Source organism: Sphingomonas sp., assembly GCF_036387535.1.
GTDB lineage: Bacteria > Pseudomonadota > Alphaproteobacteria > Sphingomonadales > Sphingomonadaceae > Sphingomonas_R.
On the sequence record NZ_DASVTO010000103.1, the window covers coordinates 1 to 14,810 of the forward strand.

Below are 14,810 nucleotides of genomic sequence, written 5' to 3' on the forward strand. Positions count from 1 at the left end.
GCACGGGCGCGGCGCTGCAGGCTGATGATGTCCTGTTCGGGCGGCGCGCCGGCCCGGACGGTGCGCGTGCCATCGCCGACCACATCGGCCAACGCGGTCTTCAGCGCGTCCATCCCCTGCCGCCGGACCGCGACCGTTTCCACCACAGGTACGCCGAGCGCCGCGGACAGCGCCGCGACATCAATGGTCAGCCCGTCGCGCTTCGCCATGTCGACCATGTTCAGCGCCACCACCACCGGCAGACCGAGCGCGATCAGCTGGAGTGCGAAGCGCAGATGATTGTCGAGATTGGTCGCGTCCAGCACGACCACCAGCGCCGACGGCAGTCGCTCGCCTTCCTGGCGACCGACCACGACGTCGCGCGTCACCTGTTCATCGGGGCTGGCGGGATCCAGGCTGTAGGTGCCGGGCAGGTCGACCAGTTCCACCGGACGGCCATCGGGCAACGCCATCCGCCCCGATTTCCGTTCCACGGTGACGCCGGGATAGTTGCCGACCTTCTGCCGCGCACCGGTCAGCGCGTTGAACAGCGCGCTCTTGCCGGCATTCGGATTTCCGACGAGCGCGACCAGCGGTGCCGGGTTCACTCCGCCGCCATGGGGTACGGATCGACCGACACCGCCGCGGCGGTCGCCCGGCGCAAGGCGATCGTCATCCGGCCGACCCGGCATGCGATCGGATCCATGCCCACCGGCCCGCGGTGCAGCGTCTCGACCCGCACACCTTCGTCGAAGCCCAGTTCGCGCATCCGCCGTGCCTCGCTGGCCTTCAGCGCGGACCAGTCGATCACCCGGATCGTCGCGGCTTCATGGGGAGGCAAATCGTTCAGGCGCATGGCGTCCATTCACATTTTCTTGCGAACGATTATCATTACTCACAAGGAAATGCCAGCCCCATCGTCGGGCGGTCGTCAGGATGCCGGATACCGCAACCGCCCCAGGAACCGGACCGGGCTGAACATGCGATCGGTGTCGGGCTTCAGCTGCGCCTTGACCCGTTCGAACCGCATCACGCCCGCGATCCGGCGATCCAGGAAGGCGCGCGTGTCGCCAAAGTCCTCGCTCGCGTCATCGACGAACACCAGGATCGTCGTGGCATAGACCCCCGCCAGGGTCAGCCGCTTGGTATAATGCGACAGGTCGACCGCGGTATCCCCCGCCAGCCGCCACATCGCATCCGCCGCGCGCCAGCCGAGTCGGGCCGCACGAAGCGCATTTTGCGGCATCGCCAGGATCGCCAGCGCCCGCCGCAACGCCTCCCGGTGCATCTCCATCGCGTCGAGCCGCGCGGACACCAGCCGCGTGATCCGGTCTCGAATCTTGCGCGCCGCCAGCATCGGCGCCGGTGCGCGTACCGCCATGTCGGCATCGATCGCCGCGAACCAGGCATCGATCATGCCGATCGCGCCGTCGGGGAATGCCAACGCCGCACGGTCGGCGGGAACACCCAGTTCCTGCGCCGCCTGCGCCAGTGCCTCCGCGCCCCAGCCATCGAACGCGGCATGGAACGGCAGGATCGGCGCCAGCGCGACACGCAGTTCGTCCAGCGTCATCGCATCGGGGGAAAGGGCGTCGGGCGCGTCCGCCGGATTCAGGGTGCTGTCGGTCATCACCCGATCATAGGACGAAGCCCGTGCAACACCAAGCCGGCGATGATGCCGGCCAGCCGGCTTCTTTGTACGGCAAAAGCTTTTCTGCGGTGCGGCGTGGTGCGGGGCGGTCACCGGCTTCCTATCTGCCGTCCAACGTCATCATCGAAGGATAGCCCATGCCGAACCTGTTCGATCCGATCCAGATCGGCGACATCGCCGCGCCCAATCGCGTGCTGATGGCGCCGCTCACCCGCGGACGCGCCACGCGCACGCACGTCCCGACCGCATTGATGATCGACTATTACCGCCAGCGCGCCAGCGCCGGGCTGATCATCAGCGAAGCGACGGGGATCAGCCAGGAAGGGCTTGGCTGGCCCTATGCCCCCGGCCTGTGGTCGCAGGAGCAGGTCGAGGCATGGAAGCCCGTCACCGCCGCCGTCCACGCCGCCGGTGGCCGGATCGTGGCGCAGCTTTGGCACATGGGGCGTCAGGTCCATAGTTCGGTGATCGGGACGCAGCCGGTCTCGTCGTCGGCCACCGCGACCGCCGGCCAGGCGCATACCTACGACGGCAAGCAGGATTTCGAAACCGCCCGCCCGCTCGAACTCAGCGAGATCCCGCGGTTGCTGGACGATTATGCGACCGCCACCCGGAACGCGCGCGACGCTGGCTTTGACGGGGTCCAGATCCATGCTGCCAATGGCTATCTGATCGACCAGTTCCTGCGCGACAACGCCAACTTCCGGACCGATCGCTATGGCGGCAGCATCGAAAACCGCATCCGCCTGCTGCGGGAAGTGACCGAGCGCGTGATCGCGGTCGCCGGCGCCGGCCGCACCAGCGTGCGCCTGTCCCCCAATGGCGATTCGCAGGGCGTCGACGACAGCAATCCGCAGCCGCTGTTCACCGCCGCGGCCGCCATGCTGTCCGACCTCGGCATCGGCTTTCTGGAATTGCGCGAACCCGGCCCCGACGGCACCTTCGGCAAGACCGACGTTTCACGACTGTCGCCGGACATCCGCAAGGTCTTCACCGGCACGCTGGTGCTGAATTCCGACTATGACGATCGCGAAAAGGCTCAGGCTGCGCTCGATTCCGGGGTTGCCGACGCCATCGCGTTCGGCCGGACCTTCCTCGCCAACCCCGATCTTCCCGAACGGCTGCGCATGGGCGCACCGCTCAACCGGGACAATCCCCGGACGTGGTACAGCCAGGGGCCGGAGGGGTATGTCGACTATCCGGCGCTGGAGTCCGCCGACGCCTGACCGACAAGGCCGGCTCGTTTCCACCAGGAAAAGCGCGCCGGCCTCAAGATTTTGGCAACCGGGGGCGAGCCTTATTCCAGCAGGCGCGTGACATGGCCCATCTTCCGCCCCGGCCGGGCTTCCGCCTTGCCGTACAGGTGGAGGTGGGCCGCAGGGTCGGACAGGATATCGAGCCAGGCATGCGCCTGGTCGCCGATCAGATTCTGCATTTCGACACGGGGATACAGGGTGTCGGTTCCGCCCAGCGGCAGGCCGCACACCGCCCGGATATGGTTCTCGAACTGCGATGTCCGCGCGCCCTCGATCGTCCAGTGGCCGCTATTGTGCACCCGCGGGGCCATTTCGTTGAAGACCGGTCCGTCCGGCGCGGCGAAGAATTCACAGGCCAGCGTCCCGACATAATCGAGCGCGGTGGCGATGCGCGTGGCGATCGCGGTCGCCTCCGCCGCCTGTACCGCGACGATGCCGGTGGCGGGCACGGTCGATTTCGCCAGGATTCCGTCGACATGGACATTGTCGGGCGTATCCCAGGTCACGACGCCGCCATCGATCCCGCGACACAGCAGCACCGAAAATTCCCGGTCGAACGCGACATGCCCTTCCAGGACGGCGGGACGCTCGCCGATCGCATCCCAGGCGGCATCCGCATCGGCGGGCACGGCGATCCGCCCCTGCCCCTTGCCGTCATAGCCGAAACGACGTGTCTTCAGGATCGCGGGTGTCCCGACCTGCGCGATCGCGGTGGTCAGCATCGCGCGATCGTCGACCGGGGCCCACGGCGCGACCCGGACGCCAAGACCCGCGACGAACGTCTTTTCCGCCAGCCGGTCCTGCGCGACCGCAATCGCATGCGGACTGGGGTGAAGCGGAACATGCTGCTCCAACGTCTCCAGCGTCGCGACCGGGATGTTCTCGAACTCATAGGTCGCGACATCGACGCCCTCGGCAAAAATCCGCAGCGCATCGGCATCGTCATAGGCGGCGCGGGTGAACGCCGCGGCGACCTCCGCCGCCGGGGAATAGGCGTCGGGCGCGAAGATGTGGACACGGTAGCCCAACCGCGACGCCGCGACGGCCAGCATCCGGCCAAGCTGGCCGCCGCCGACGATACCGATGGTGGAGGCCGGCGGCAGGATCATTCCGGCGTCTCGTCGACTGCATCGGTCTGCGCCTGCCGCCATGCATCCAGCCGGTCCGCCAGCGCCGCGTCGGTGGTGGCCAGCATCGCGGCGGCCAGCAACGCGGCATTCACTGCGCCCGCCTTGCCGATCGCCAGCGTACCGACCGGGATGCCGGCCGGCATCTGGACGATCGACAACAGGCTGTCCATGCCGCTCAACGCCTTGGATTCCACCGGCACGCCCAGCACCGGCAACCGCGTCATCGCCGCCGCCATGCCCGGCAGATGCGCCGCGCCGCCCGCGCCCGCGATCACCACCCGCAACCCGCGCGCCGCGGCGGTGGTGGCATAGTCGTAGAGCCGCTGCGGCGTGCGGTGCGCGGAAACGACCCTCACCTCATGCGACACATTGAGCGCGAGAAGCGTCTCGGCGGCGTGGCGCATCGTGTCCCAGTCGGAGCGGCTGCCCATGATGATGCCGATGGGGGGGGTAGGTACGGACGAATCGGTCATTCAATTGGCCTTTTCCGTATCCCCGCGCAGGCGGGGATCCAGTTCGGAGCTTGGAACTGGATCCCCGCCTGCGCTGGGATACGGTTCGGTTGTGGACGCCTGCTATCCAGCCGCACGCTCATGCAGATAATAATGTTCGACTTCGTTCAACGCGTCATCTAGCTGATAGACGATCGGCTTGCCGGTCGGGATCTCCAGCGACGCGATGTCGGCATCGGAAATACCCGACAGATGCTTCACCAGCGCTCGCAGCGAATTGCCATGGGCAGAGATCACGACCCGCTTGCCGGCCCGCAGCTCCGGCGCGATCCGCGCCTCCCAATAAGGCAGCACGCGGGCGATCGTGTCCTTCAGGCTCTCGGTATTCGGGACCGCGATGCCGGCATAGCGCCGATCGCCGCTCAGGTCATAGGCGCTTTCCGCCTCCGACACCGGCGGCGGGATATCGAAGGAGCGGCGCCAGACATGGACCTGTTCCTCGCCGTGCAGCGCCGCGGTCTCGGCCTTGTTGAGCCCGGTCAGCCCCCCATAATGGCGCTCGTTCAACCGCCAGTCCTTTTCGACCGGCAACCACAGCCGGCCCATCGCCTCCAGCGCGATGTTGAGCGTCTTGATGGCGCGGGTCTGCACACTGGTGAATGCGAGGTCGAAATCCAGCCCCGCCGCCGCCATCGCCGCACCGGCTTCCTGCGCTTCCTGCACGCCCAGTTCCGTCAGGTTCACGTCCCACCACCCGGTGAAGCGGTTTTCCAGGTTCCAGGCGGACTGGCCGTGGCGGATCAGGACGAGTGTCGGCATGCAGGAACTCCGTCAGCGCGTGGTTCCGCCGCGCGGCGCGGCGGGTAGGACGTCGATCATTTCCCATAGGGCCGCAAGGCAATCCTCCGCCAGCCGCATCGACCGACCGGGCGACCAGCCATAATCCGGGTCCGGCAGGTCGTCATTGTCCTTGAACGGCATTTCCAGCGTCATCGCGACGCAGCCGAAGCGTTCGGCGAGCTGGTTGGTGGACATCGACAGGTTGGCGCGGCCCGGGCCCGTGATCGGATAGCCGTGCTGCACCTGGAAATCGGGCGTGCGGCGGGCCAGCGTCTCGCGGTAGCGGGTGTAGAGCGCACCCTGCGCCTCGGTCCAGGCCGGAATCCCCTCGAACCCGGCGATGAAGACATAGGGGATGGCTTCGTCGCCGTGGACGTCCATCGCGAAATCCACGCCGGTCGCGTCCATGGCATCGCGCACGCACAGCACTTCCGGGCTGCGTTCCGGCGACGGCGCATGCCATTCGCGGTTCAGGTTGGTGCCGACCGCGTTGGTGCGCAGATGACCGCGGGAGGACCCGTCCGGGTTCATGTTCGGCACGACGTGAAAGGTACAACGCTGGCGCAGCGCCCGCGCGATCGGCGCATGCGGGTCGGTCAGCATGTCCAGCGCGCCTTCCATCCACCACTCGGCCATCGTCTCGCCGGGATGCTGACGGCCATAGAGCCAGACCTGCAGCAGCCCGTCGCCCAGTTCGACGCAATCGATCGTCTGCCCGTCGAGCGAATAGCCCAGCACGCGCGCCGTGACGCCCGGCGTCATCGCGGTCCGCGCGATCAGGTCATGATGCCGTTCCATGGCATAGGGCGCGAAATAGGCGAACCACGCGCCGTCGCTGGCGGGCGTGTAGCGAATTTCAAGCACGTCGTCGGTATAGGTCGTCGGCGCCTGTCGCCAGTCGATCCGGTCTTCCGAAACGCGTGCGGCGTAGTTCGGCCAGCCGCCGGGATAGGCTGACCCCCTGGTGTTCAGGATGCGCAGCGTCACCGCGCGCCCGGCGGCGCCGGACAGGCGAAAGTGAAACCACTGGTAAAAGTCCGAATCGCGGTCGGCGACGATCTCCAGGTCGAAGACGTCGCCGCGCTGGTCGAGGACACGGATGTTGCCGCTGTCGAAGCGGGCATGGATCATGGCTGTCATCGGATGGTGATAGTGCGGCCCGATTCGCCGGGAAAGCCCTGGAACAGCGCGGCGGACAGCGCGCGGGCGGCGGCGGTCGCATCGGCGGCGGGCGCGTCGGACCGTGCGGCCTGCTGCGCGGTGCCTTCCCAGATGGCGGTGCCGTCGGACCGGCGCTTCAACAAGACCTTCATCTCGGTGATCGTGACATAGCGCGAGCGCGCCTTGCCCACCGGGAAGCTGATGCCCCCGCCCAGCCCGACTCCGCCGCCCCGCCATCCGCCGGTCCCGCCGCCGGCGCCAAGCCCGATCGAAACCGGCGAGCGTTCCGGGCCGCTTTCCCGCGTGGTGCGGTTCAGATCGACCACCGCGACAAGTTCGGAGCGCGCGACGCCGGGCGCGACACGGAAGCCCAGCCGGGTCAGTTCCGCCCCCACCGCACCGGCATAGGATTGGAACTCCAATCCGCCGGCCATGCGGGGATCGCGCGGTTCGATCGCGATTTCGCCGGGCGCGATCGGCTGGTTCAGGTGAAAGCGGGTCACGCGGGTTTCCGGGCGCGGGCTGGCACAGGCCGCCAGCGCACCCAGTGCCGCCAGCGCGGTCAGGCGGCCGATCGGCCGGATCATGGTTCGATTCATCTTGGCGATCCTCACGCGTCGTCACACCCTGTCCCGTCCTCAGTGGCAGGTGGCGCGGCGTCGTCAAGCGGGACTTTGCTGCCTTTACCTTGACTCGTGGCGGAGCGCCGCATAGGGGGGCGCCTCAGTCCGAGAAACCGATAAGACAGACAAGGCGCGTCCGGCCATGAAGATCCGCAATTCGCTCAAGTCCCTCAAGGGCCGGCATCGCGACAATCGCGTGATCCGTCGCCGTGGGCGCACATATGTCATCAACAAGACCAACCGCCGGTTCAAGGCGCGCCAGGGCTGATAGCGCTGACTCCGGCCGGATCGGCCGGGGTGATCTGAAGTTGAGTCCGGGGGCACCGACGGGTGCTTTCCGGATTTTCCGTGTGTCGCGCATGAACCGCGACCGAGATCCGCGATTCGCGGCACGCTCTGGCGAGACCCTGCGCAGCCTGTCATAGCGCTGGCATGCGCGCCTTCGATCTTGTCCGCCCCGTCCTGTTCCGTATCGAGGCGGAACGCGCCCATGCCCTGACCATGCTGGGGCTGGCCCGGCTGCCGGAACGCACCCCGACGGTCGATTCCAGCCTGGCATCGACCGTAGCCGGGCTCGATTTTCCCAATCCGATCGGGCTTGCGGCGGGCGTCGACAAGGATGCGGTGGCGCCGTCCGGCTTCCTCACGCTCGGTTTCGGTTTTGTCGAGGTCGGGACGATGACGCCGCTGCCCCAGCCCGGCAACCCGCGCCCGCGGCTGTTCCGCCTGGCCGAAGACCGCGCGGTCATCAACCGGATGGGGTTCAACAATGGCGGGCTGGACGCCGGACTCGCGCGGCTGAAGGCGCGGCGGCCGCGCGGGATCGTCGGCGTCAATGTCGGCGCGAACAAGGACGCCGCCGACCGGATCGCCGATTATGCCGCCGGGGTCGCGCGGGCGTCGGCCGTCGCGGATTATGTGACCGTCAACATCAGCTCGCCCAACACGCCGGGCCTGCGCGGCCTGCAGAGCGGGACCGAGCTGGACACGTTGCTCTCGGCCGTCCGGTCGGCGCGCGGTGCGGTACCGGTGTTCCTGAAAGTCGCGCCCGATCTGGACACGGCGCAGATCGACGGGATCGCCCGGGCGGCGATCGACAGCGGAATCGACGCGCTGATCGTGTCCAACACGACAATCGCGCGCCCGCCGCTGCGATCGGCAAGGGCGGTGGAGGCGGGCGGCCTGTCCGGTGCGCCGCTGCGCGATCTCGCGCTCCGGCGGCTTCGGGATTTCCGGGTGGCGACCGGCGGCGCGCTGCCGCTGATCGGGGCTGGCGGGATCGCCTCGGCGACGGACGCTTTTGCCCGCATCCGCGCGGGGGCGGCGCTGGTGCAGATCTATTCGGCATTGATCTACGAAGGGCCCGGCCTGGCGCGACGAATCGTCCGCGAATTGCCGGCGCTGTTGGCGCGGGATGGGTTCCGCAACATTTCGGAAGCCGTGGGCACGGCAGGCGATTAGGCTTTTCCGCCTCGCCGGCCGGGGTTAGAATCGCGGCAACGAAAGGCTCGCGGATAGGGCCGGCAGGAGCGGGCATGCGCGAACTGGAAGTCTTTCCCAATCTGGTGACGATGTTCTTCACGCGCGCCGGCGAGCGCGGCGATGCGCCGTTCCTGTGGGCAAAGCAGGATGGTGCCTGGGTCGCGACCAGCTGGACCATGGCGGCGAAGCAGGTGGCGGCGCTGGCGGCGGCGCTGGCGCGGCTGGGGCTGGCGCGCGGCGATCGCGTGATGCTGGTGTCGGAAAATCGCCCCGAATGGTGCATCGCCGATCTGGCGATCATGGCGGCGGGGTGCATCACCGTGCCCACCTACACCACCAATACCGAACGCGATCATGCCCACATCCTGGGCGATAGCGGCGCGCGCGCGGTGATCGTATCAACGGCGAAGCTGGCACGCACGCTGCTGCCGGCGGTGCTGCGGTCGACGCATTGCGACATCATCATCGGGATCGAACCGCTGGGCGTGGGGCAACAGGCCGGTAATGTCCGCTTTGCGGACTGGCGCGGCCTGATCGCCGCCCGGACCGCCGATGTCGCCGCCTGCGCCGCGGCGGCGGATTTCACGCGCGACGATCTCGCCTGCATCATCTACACATCCGGCACCGGTGGCGCGCCGCGCGGGGTGCGCCAGCATCACGGCGCGATCCTGCATAATGTCGCCGGCTGCACCACCGTCATCGCGGAGGATTTCGGCTGGGACGAGGAGGTGTTCCTGTCCTTCCTGCCGCTCAGCCATGCCTATGAACATAGCGGAGGCCAGTTCTTCCCGATCGGGCTGGGCGGGCAGATCTATTATTCCGAAGGGCTGGAGAAGCTCGCCAGCAATATCGAGGAGGTCCGCCCGACGATCATGGTCGTGGTGCCGCGATTGTTCGAGGTGTTGCGCACGCGGATCCTGAAACAGGTCGGGAAACAGGGACGGCTGCCCAATTACCTGATGGCGCGGGCGCTGGAGATCGGCGGACGCGACCGTCGCTGGCGCGATCTGCCGATGGAGCTGATCCTGTCGCGGACGCTCCGCCCCAGGATCGCACAACGCTTCGGCGGGCGGCTGAAGGCGATGGTGTCGGGCGGCGCGCCGCTCAACCCGGAAGTCGGCCGCTTCTTCACCGCGCTCGGCGTGACGCTGTTGCAGGGCTATGGCCAGACCGAAGCGGCGCCGGTGATTTCGTGCAACCGCCCATCGGCGGGGATCAAGATGGACACGGTTGGCCCGCCGTTGAAGGGCACCGAGGTGCGGATCGCCGACGATGGCGAGATCCTGGTCCGCGGCGAATGCGTGATGCACGGCTATTGGCGCAATCCGGCCGAAACCGCACGCGTCCTGATCGATGGCTGGCTGCATACCGGGGACATCGGCCATATCGACGACGCCGGCCGCGTGGTCATCACCGATCGCAAGAAAGACCTGCTGATCAACGACAAGGGCGAGAATGTCGCCCCGCAGCGCGTGGAAGGCATGCTGACCCTGGAACCCGAGATCGTACAGGCGATGGTCTATGGCGATCAGCGCCCGCACGTCGTCGCACTGGTGGTCCCCGATGCCGACTGGGCGCGCGAATGGGCCGAGGCGCGGAACAGACCCCTCGCCGGGCTGCACGACGACCCGGATTTCACCCGTGCCCTGTCGGCTGCGGTCGACCGGGTGAATGCCGGCCTGTCGGTCACGGAAAAGGTCCGCCGGATCGCGATCGCCGACGAGCCCTTCACGATCGAAAATGAGGAACTCACGCCGTCAATGAAGATCCGGCGCCATGTCATCCGCAAACGCTATGGCGCGCGGCTGGACGCGCTCTACCGCAGGTGACGCTATTTGGCGGCGGTGTAAGGGGTGAAGGACCCGAGACCGCAGGACCCCATCGGAATGCGGCTGCCGCGATCGACGACGGAAATGATGTCACCCCGGCATAATTGCGTGGTGGGCGTACGCGAAACGATGATCGGATCCATCCGAAAGCCGCAACCGCCCGCCGGCTGGTTAAGATAGCTGACGCGCCCGACGCGGTAGAGGATGCTGTCCGGCTTGGTGAAAGTCGTCGAGGATCGCACACGCGGCAGCGAAATGCAGTCGACCGGCTTGCCTGCGACCTTGCCGGTCAGCGCCTTGTCCAGCTTCGGATCGGCCAGCGCGGGACGGGCCAGCGCCAGCACCGCCAGGGTCAGGATCATCGGCACACGCATGGCATCACTCCCGTAAGCTCAACCGCGAAACGCATCCTTGGCGGTCCGCCGCGCGGCCAGTGTCGCAACGTCGGGAGAACGAACGAAGGGATTGGTCGCCCGTTCCAACCCGACCGTCGTCGGCAGCGTCGGCCGACCCACCGCCCGCAACGCCTTGACTGCGGCCGCGCGGTCCCGGATCGCGGCATTGTCCGGTTCGGTCACCAGCGCGAAGCGGGCGTTGGATGCGGTATATTCATGCGCGCCATAGATGCGCGTATCGGGATCGAGCGCGGCGATCCGGCCGAGCGCGCGGTGCATCTGCGCCGCCGTTCCTTCGAACAACCGCCCGCATCCCATCGCGAAGATCACATCGCCCGAAAACAGCATGGCGGGCTCGGCCAGGTGGAACCCGATATGCCCGGCAGTGTGCGCGGGCAGTTCCAGCACGGTCGCGGCAACCGCGCCGATCCGGACCGTATCGCCCTCGGCCACCCCGCGGTCGAGCGTCGGGATCCGGTCGGCCTCCGCGGCCGGACCGGTGATGGTGCAGCCGGTCGCCGCCTTGATCGCGGCATTCCCGTCGACATGGTCGCCATGCCAGTGCGTGATCCAGATCTGACCGATCGTCCAGCCCCGCGCGGACGCCGCGGCCAGCACCGGACCGGCCGCACCGGGATCGACCACCACGGTGTCACCGCTGCGGTCATCGTGCAGCAGCCAGATATAGTTGTCGCTGAGCGCGGGGACGCAGACGACCTCGATCATCTCACCAGCTGCCGGTATTCGGCATCGACGCCCAGGGTTCGGCCGGCGCCAGACTGCCCTTCTGGAGCAGTTCGATCGAGATTCCGTCCGGCGTCTTCACGAACGCCATATGCCCGTCGCGCGGCGGGCGATTGATGGTGACGCCCGCATCCATCAGCGTCTGGCAGGTCGCGTAGATGTCGTCGACCTGATAGGCGAGGTGGCCGAAATTGCGACCGCCGGCATACTCCTCAGGGTCCCAATTATGGGTGAGTTCGACCTGCACATCCTCCTGCCCCGGTGCGGCGAGAAAGATCAGCGTGAACCGCCCCTTCTCATTCTCCATCCTGCGGACTTCGGTCAGGCCGAGCAGGTTGAAGAAGCGGATGGTGGCGTCCGGGTCGGACACGCGGATCATGGTGTGGAGATAGCGCATCGCAACTATCTAGGGCGCACGGCGGCATCTGCAACATGCGCGGTTCAGCGGCCCGATGCGGGCGGCGTCGGCATCGCCGCGATCCGCGCGGCTTCCTCCGAGATTTCCGGCGCCCCGGAGTCCAGCGTGCGGGCGGATGCCAGGTCACGCACCGCGCGGGCATGATCGCCCTGCCGACGTGCAAGCGCCGCGGACAGGAGCCAGCCGAGCGGATCGTTCGGCACCAGTTTCACCGCCTGATCCAGATCGCCGCGCGCGGTGGCGAGATCGCCCAGCGCCACCCCGGCGCGGGCGCGGTCCAGATACGCCTCCCCGCGCATGACATCGCTCAAGACCGGCAATGCGATCGCCCGGTCGAGATCGGCGCGCGCCTTGGCCGCATCGTCGCCGGCCAGCGCGGCATTGGCCGCCTGCACCCACAGCCCCGCCGCGCGGCCGTCGCGCTGCTCCTCGGCCTGCGCCGCGGCCTGTGCAAAGGCGATTTCGGCCGGTGCCCAGCGCGACTGCGCGACATAGGCCAGCCCCACGCACAACCGGGCCGGCAATCCCCCGCCGCTTTCCCTGGACCAGCGCTCGCCTTCCGCCACGGCCGCGGCGGCGTCGGTCTTCACCAGCGCGGCACAGGCATCGAACCGCCTGGCCGTGGGATTGACGGGCGATGGCGGCCCCGCCGGGGTCGTGGCGGCCTGAAGCAGGAGGAGAAAGGCGATCATGGCGTGTCCAGCAGGCGGGCGACCGTCGCGATCAGCAGCGCGATGTCCTGCGGTCGCGACAGTCGGTGGTCGCCATCCTTGATCAACAGCGTCTGCACGTCGGCTGAACGAAGCGCGGCGGCCAGCCGTAGCGCGATCGCACAGGGCACGTCGGGATCAGCCTGCCCGTGCAGCAGCCGGACGGGTGCGTCGATCGCGATGCCGTCATTCAGCAGCCGCGCCGCCTGCCCGCTGTCCCAGAAGGCGCGGGTCGTGACGTACGCCGCATCACCATATCCGGACGGCTCGACGATGCGGCCATCCCGGACCAGCGCGCCGCGCGCGGCGGCATCGAACCCCCACTCGGTAAAATCCGGCGCAGCGGCGATCCCGACAAGCCCCACGATCCGGTCCGGCCGCGCCAGGGCGGCAAGCAGCATCAGCCAGCCGCCCATCGATGATCCTACCAGCAGCACCGGGCCGGCGACGACATGGTCGATCAGGGCCAGCACGTCGTCGCGCCAGTCGGCCAGCGTCTGATCCTCGAACCGGCCCTCGCTGGCCCCGCAACCGGCATAATCCAGCCGCAGCATCGCCCGCCCCTGCCCGGCCGCCCACTGGTCCAGCGCAAGCGCCTTCGACCCGGTCATGTCCGACATGTAGCCGGGCAGGAACATCAGTACAGGCCCGCGGCCCGGGCGGTAATCATAGGCGATCGCCGGGCGATCGGGGCGGGTGAAGCGCGGCACGACCTCAGCCGTTCGGATCGGGATCAAGCCCCGCGCGGCCCGCCTGCGGCGTGTGGGTGGGCGCATGCGGGGGCTCGATCTCGGCGGGTTCGCGCACCTCCAGCTGGCCTTCCCATTTGGCGACGACCGCGGTCGCGATGGCGTTGCCGACCACGTTGGTGCCGGACCGGCCCATATCGAGGAACTGGTCGACCGCCAGGATCAGGACCAGCCCCGCTTCGGGAATGCCGAAATGACCCATCACCGCGGAAATGACGACCAGGCTGGCGCGCGGCACGCCCGCCATGCCCTTCGACGTGATCATCAGGATCAGCACCATCGTGATCTGCTGCCCGATCGAGATGTCGATACCGTACAGCTGCGCGATGAACAGCGTCGCGAACGTCATGTACATCATCGATCCGTCCAGGTTGAACGAATAGCCGAGCGGCAGCACGAAGCTGGCGATGCGACGCGGGACACCGAACCGGTCGAGCGCCTCCAGCGTCCGGGGGTAGGCAGCTTCGGACGATGCCGTCGAGAAAGCGAGCAGGATCGGTTCGCGGATATAGCGGATCAGCAGCCCGGTGCTCGGCCCGATGAACAGCCGCGCCGCCAGGAACAGCGTCGCCCACAGCACGGCCAGGCCGAGATAGAAGCTGCCGATGAACTTCCCGAAGGTCAGGAGAATCCCGAGCCCGTTGACCGCCACCGCATGGGTGATCGCCGCGAACACCGCCAGCGGGGCCACGCGCATCACATAATCGGTGATCTGCAGCATCAACGCGACCAGCGATTCGACCCCCCGCACGATCGGTGCCGCTTTCTCGCCGATCGCGGTCAGCGCGACGCCCACGAACAGCGAGAAAACGACAATCGGCAGGATGTCGTTCTTCGCCATCGCGTCGAAGATCGAGGTCGGCACGATATGCGTCAGGAAATCATGAAGGTTGAAGCCCTTGGCATCCAGGCCCAGCGTCTCGGTAACGGGCGGTAGCGGCAGGGACAGCCCGCGCCCCGGCCCAAGCAGATTGACCAGGATCAGGCCCAGCGTGAGCGACACGATCGTGGCGGAGATGAACCACAACATCGTCCGCGCCCCGATCCGCCCGAGCGCCGCGGTGTCGCCCATATGCGCGATGCCCACGACCAGGGTGGAAAACACCAGCGGCGCGATGATCATCTTGATCAGGCGCAGGAAGATGTCGGTGACGATCGTGAACCCGTCGGCAATACCCTTCAGCCGGTCCGGATCGGTGATCGTCAGGTTGAGGACGAACCCGACGACGATGCCGAGGATCATGCCGATCAGGATGTAGAGAGTGAGGCGTTTCGCCAAGACGATGCTCCGGTTGAGAAGACGCCGATAAGGCGGGAAAGGCGCGGCGGGGTCAAGTTTTGCGGTGTCCCTGCCCTGATCGTCGTCCCGGCGGAGGCCGGAACCTCCCGAC

Annotated in this window: 18 protein-coding genes; 4 read left to right on the forward strand and 14 right to left on the reverse strand. The window is 67.7% G+C overall.

From position 1 onward, the window contains the following. From VF649_RS09575 to VF649_RS09585, 3 genes are all read right to left on the reverse strand, one after another. Nucleotides 1–587: FeoB small GTPase domain-containing protein (locus VF649_RS09575; RefSeq protein ID WP_331011732.1), on the reverse strand; the 587-nt coding region annotated here is incomplete at its 3' end. Continuing rightward, complete coding sequence (locus tag VF649_RS09580; RefSeq protein ID WP_331011733.1) at nucleotides 584–835, reverse strand: FeoA family protein; 252 nt, start codon at nucleotides 833–835, stop codon at nucleotides 584–586. The genes VF649_RS09580 and VF649_RS09575, both read right to left, overlap by 4 nt. 75 nt (nucleotides 836–910) lie before the next feature. Beyond that, entirely contained in the window at nucleotides 911–1,609 is a 699-nt protein-coding gene (locus VF649_RS09585) for a COQ9 family protein (protein ID WP_331011734.1), read from the reverse strand. Nucleotides 1,610–1,767: 158 nt separating this feature from the next. Here VF649_RS09585 and VF649_RS09590 point away from each other — a divergent pair, with 158 nt between their 5' ends. Continuing rightward, nucleotides 1,768–2,856 carry an alkene reductase gene (locus tag VF649_RS09590; RefSeq protein ID WP_331011735.1) on the forward strand — a complete coding sequence of 363 codons (1,089 nt, stop codon included), beginning with the start codon at nucleotides 1,768–1,770 and terminating at the stop codon, nucleotides 2,854–2,856. Between the two features lie 71 nt (nucleotides 2,857–2,927). On the opposite strand, the gene VF649_RS09595 is transcribed toward VF649_RS09590, so the two are convergent. From VF649_RS09595 to VF649_RS09615, 5 genes are all read right to left on the reverse strand, one after another. Further along, the gene (locus VF649_RS09595) at nucleotides 2,928–3,995 is read right to left on the reverse strand and encodes a 5-(carboxyamino)imidazole ribonucleotide synthase (RefSeq protein WP_331011736.1); all 1,068 of its coding nucleotides are present in this window, start codon (nucleotides 3,993–3,995) and stop codon (nucleotides 2,928–2,930) included. Continuing rightward, entirely contained in the window at nucleotides 3,992–4,489 is a 498-nt protein-coding gene (gene purE, locus VF649_RS09600) for a 5-(carboxyamino)imidazole ribonucleotide mutase (protein ID WP_331011737.1), read from the reverse strand. Before purE ends, VF649_RS09595 begins: the two co-directional genes overlap by 4 nt. Before the next feature lie 102 nt (nucleotides 4,490–4,591). Beyond that, nucleotides 4,592–5,287 carry a 2,3-diphosphoglycerate-dependent phosphoglycerate mutase gene (gpmA, locus tag VF649_RS09605; protein ID WP_331011738.1) on the reverse strand — a complete coding sequence of 232 codons (696 nt, stop codon included), beginning with the start codon at nucleotides 5,285–5,287 and terminating at the stop codon, nucleotides 4,592–4,594. 12 nt (nucleotides 5,288–5,299) lie between these two features. Beyond that, nucleotides 5,300–6,448 carry a M14 family metallopeptidase gene (locus tag VF649_RS09610; protein WP_331011739.1) on the reverse strand — a complete coding sequence of 383 codons (1,149 nt, stop codon included), beginning with the start codon at nucleotides 6,446–6,448 and terminating at the stop codon, nucleotides 5,300–5,302. Next, complete coding sequence (locus VF649_RS09615; RefSeq protein WP_331011740.1) at nucleotides 6,445–7,068, reverse strand: DUF4136 domain-containing protein; 624 nt, start codon at nucleotides 7,066–7,068, stop codon at nucleotides 6,445–6,447. The genes VF649_RS09610 and VF649_RS09615 overlap by 4 nt, the downstream gene beginning before the upstream one ends. Nucleotides 7,069–7,234: 166 nt before the next feature. Here VF649_RS09615 and ykgO point away from each other — a divergent pair, with 166 nt between their 5' ends. From ykgO to VF649_RS09630, 3 genes are all read left to right on the forward strand, one after another. Next, a complete protein-coding gene (gene ykgO / locus VF649_RS09620) occupies nucleotides 7,235–7,360 on the forward strand; it encodes a type B 50S ribosomal protein L36 (RefSeq protein WP_004210176.1) in 126 nt (41 codons plus the stop codon). 164 nt (nucleotides 7,361–7,524) lie between these two features. Further along, nucleotides 7,525–8,553 (forward strand): quinone-dependent dihydroorotate dehydrogenase, encoded by a 1,029-nt coding sequence (locus tag VF649_RS09625; protein ID WP_331011741.1) that lies wholly within the window; start codon nucleotides 7,525–7,527, stop codon nucleotides 8,551–8,553. A gap of 74 nt (nucleotides 8,554–8,627) precedes the next feature. After that, a complete protein-coding gene (locus VF649_RS09630) occupies nucleotides 8,628–10,403 on the forward strand; it encodes an AMP-dependent synthetase/ligase (RefSeq protein WP_331011742.1) in 1,776 nt (591 codons plus the stop codon). 2 nt (nucleotides 10,404–10,405) lie between these two features. Here VF649_RS09630 and VF649_RS09635 read toward each other — a convergent pair whose 3' ends face one another. Genes VF649_RS09635 through VF649_RS09660 form a run of 6 tightly spaced genes read right to left on the reverse strand, consistent with a single transcriptional unit; the run spans nucleotide 10,406 to nucleotide 14,698 of the window. Then, on the reverse strand, nucleotides 10,406–10,777 hold the full coding sequence (locus tag VF649_RS09635) for a hypothetical protein (RefSeq protein ID WP_331011743.1): 372 nt from the start codon (nucleotides 10,775–10,777) through the stop codon (nucleotides 10,406–10,408). 18 nt (nucleotides 10,778–10,795) lie between these two features. Further along, nucleotides 10,796–11,524: a hydroxyacylglutathione hydrolase gene (gloB, locus tag VF649_RS09640; protein WP_331011744.1), complete on the reverse strand. Its 729-nt coding sequence runs from the start codon at nucleotides 11,522–11,524 to the stop codon at nucleotides 10,796–10,798. A gap of 1 nt (nucleotide 11,525) precedes the next feature. Beyond that, on the reverse strand, nucleotides 11,526–11,939 hold the full coding sequence (locus VF649_RS09645; RefSeq protein WP_331011745.1) for a VOC family protein: 414 nt from the start codon (nucleotides 11,937–11,939) through the stop codon (nucleotides 11,526–11,528). Between the two features lie 44 nt (nucleotides 11,940–11,983). Continuing rightward, nucleotides 11,984–12,652: a tetratricopeptide repeat protein gene (locus tag VF649_RS09650; protein WP_331011746.1), complete on the reverse strand. Its 669-nt coding sequence runs from the start codon at nucleotides 12,650–12,652 to the stop codon at nucleotides 11,984–11,986. Continuing rightward, on the reverse strand, nucleotides 12,649–13,380 hold the full coding sequence (locus tag VF649_RS09655) for an alpha/beta fold hydrolase (protein ID WP_414713660.1): 732 nt from the start codon (nucleotides 13,378–13,380) through the stop codon (nucleotides 12,649–12,651). The genes VF649_RS09650 and VF649_RS09655 overlap by 4 nt, the downstream gene beginning before the upstream one ends. 4 nt (nucleotides 13,381–13,384) lie before the next feature. Then, complete coding sequence (locus tag VF649_RS09660) at nucleotides 13,385–14,698, reverse strand: dicarboxylate/amino acid:cation symporter (protein ID WP_331011747.1); 1,314 nt, start codon at nucleotides 14,696–14,698, stop codon at nucleotides 13,385–13,387. Between the last annotated feature and the right edge of the window lie 112 nt (nucleotides 14,699–14,810).

Bases quoted from the DNA above. Each gene is read 5' to 3' on its own strand.
- VF649_RS09580 (WP_331011733.1), bottom strand. From the start codon at position 835: ATGCGCCTGAACGATTTGCCTCCCCATGAAGCCGCGACGATCCGGGTG.
- VF649_RS09585 (WP_331011734.1), bottom strand. From the start codon at position 1,609: ATGACCGACAGCACCCTGAATCCGGCGGACGCGCCCGACGCCCTTTCC.
- VF649_RS09590 (WP_331011735.1), top strand. From the start codon at position 1,768: ATGCCGAACCTGTTCGATCCGATCCAGATCGGCGACATCGCCGCGCCC.
- VF649_RS09595 (WP_331011736.1), bottom strand. From the start codon at position 3,995: ATGATCCTGCCGCCGGCCTCCACCATCGGTATCGTCGGCGGCGGCCAG.
- purE (WP_331011737.1), bottom strand. From the start codon at position 4,489: ATGACCGATTCGTCCGTACCTACCCCCCCCATCGGCATCATCATGGGC.
- gpmA (WP_331011738.1), bottom strand. From the start codon at position 5,287: ATGCCGACACTCGTCCTGATCCGCCACGGCCAGTCCGCCTGGAACCTG.
- VF649_RS09610 (WP_331011739.1), bottom strand. From the start codon at position 6,448: ATGACAGCCATGATCCATGCCCGCTTCGACAGCGGCAACATCCGTGTC.
- VF649_RS09615 (WP_331011740.1), bottom strand. From the start codon at position 7,068: ATGAATCGAACCATGATCCGGCCGATCGGCCGCCTGACCGCGCTGGCG.
- ykgO (WP_004210176.1), top strand. From the start codon at position 7,235: ATGAAGATCCGCAATTCGCTCAAGTCCCTCAAGGGCCGGCATCGCGAC.
- VF649_RS09625 (WP_331011741.1), top strand. From the start codon at position 7,525: ATGCGCGCCTTCGATCTTGTCCGCCCCGTCCTGTTCCGTATCGAGGCG.
- VF649_RS09630 (WP_331011742.1), top strand. From the start codon at position 8,628: ATGCGCGAACTGGAAGTCTTTCCCAATCTGGTGACGATGTTCTTCACG.
- VF649_RS09635 (WP_331011743.1), bottom strand. From the start codon at position 10,777: ATGCGTGTGCCGATGATCCTGACCCTGGCGGTGCTGGCGCTGGCCCGT.
- gloB (WP_331011744.1), bottom strand. From the start codon at position 11,524: ATGATCGAGGTCGTCTGCGTCCCCGCGCTCAGCGACAACTATATCTGG.
- VF649_RS09645 (WP_331011745.1), bottom strand. From the start codon at position 11,939: ATGCGCTATCTCCACACCATGATCCGCGTGTCCGACCCGGACGCCACC.
- VF649_RS09650 (WP_331011746.1), bottom strand. From the start codon at position 12,652: ATGATCGCCTTTCTCCTCCTGCTTCAGGCCGCCACGACCCCGGCGGGG.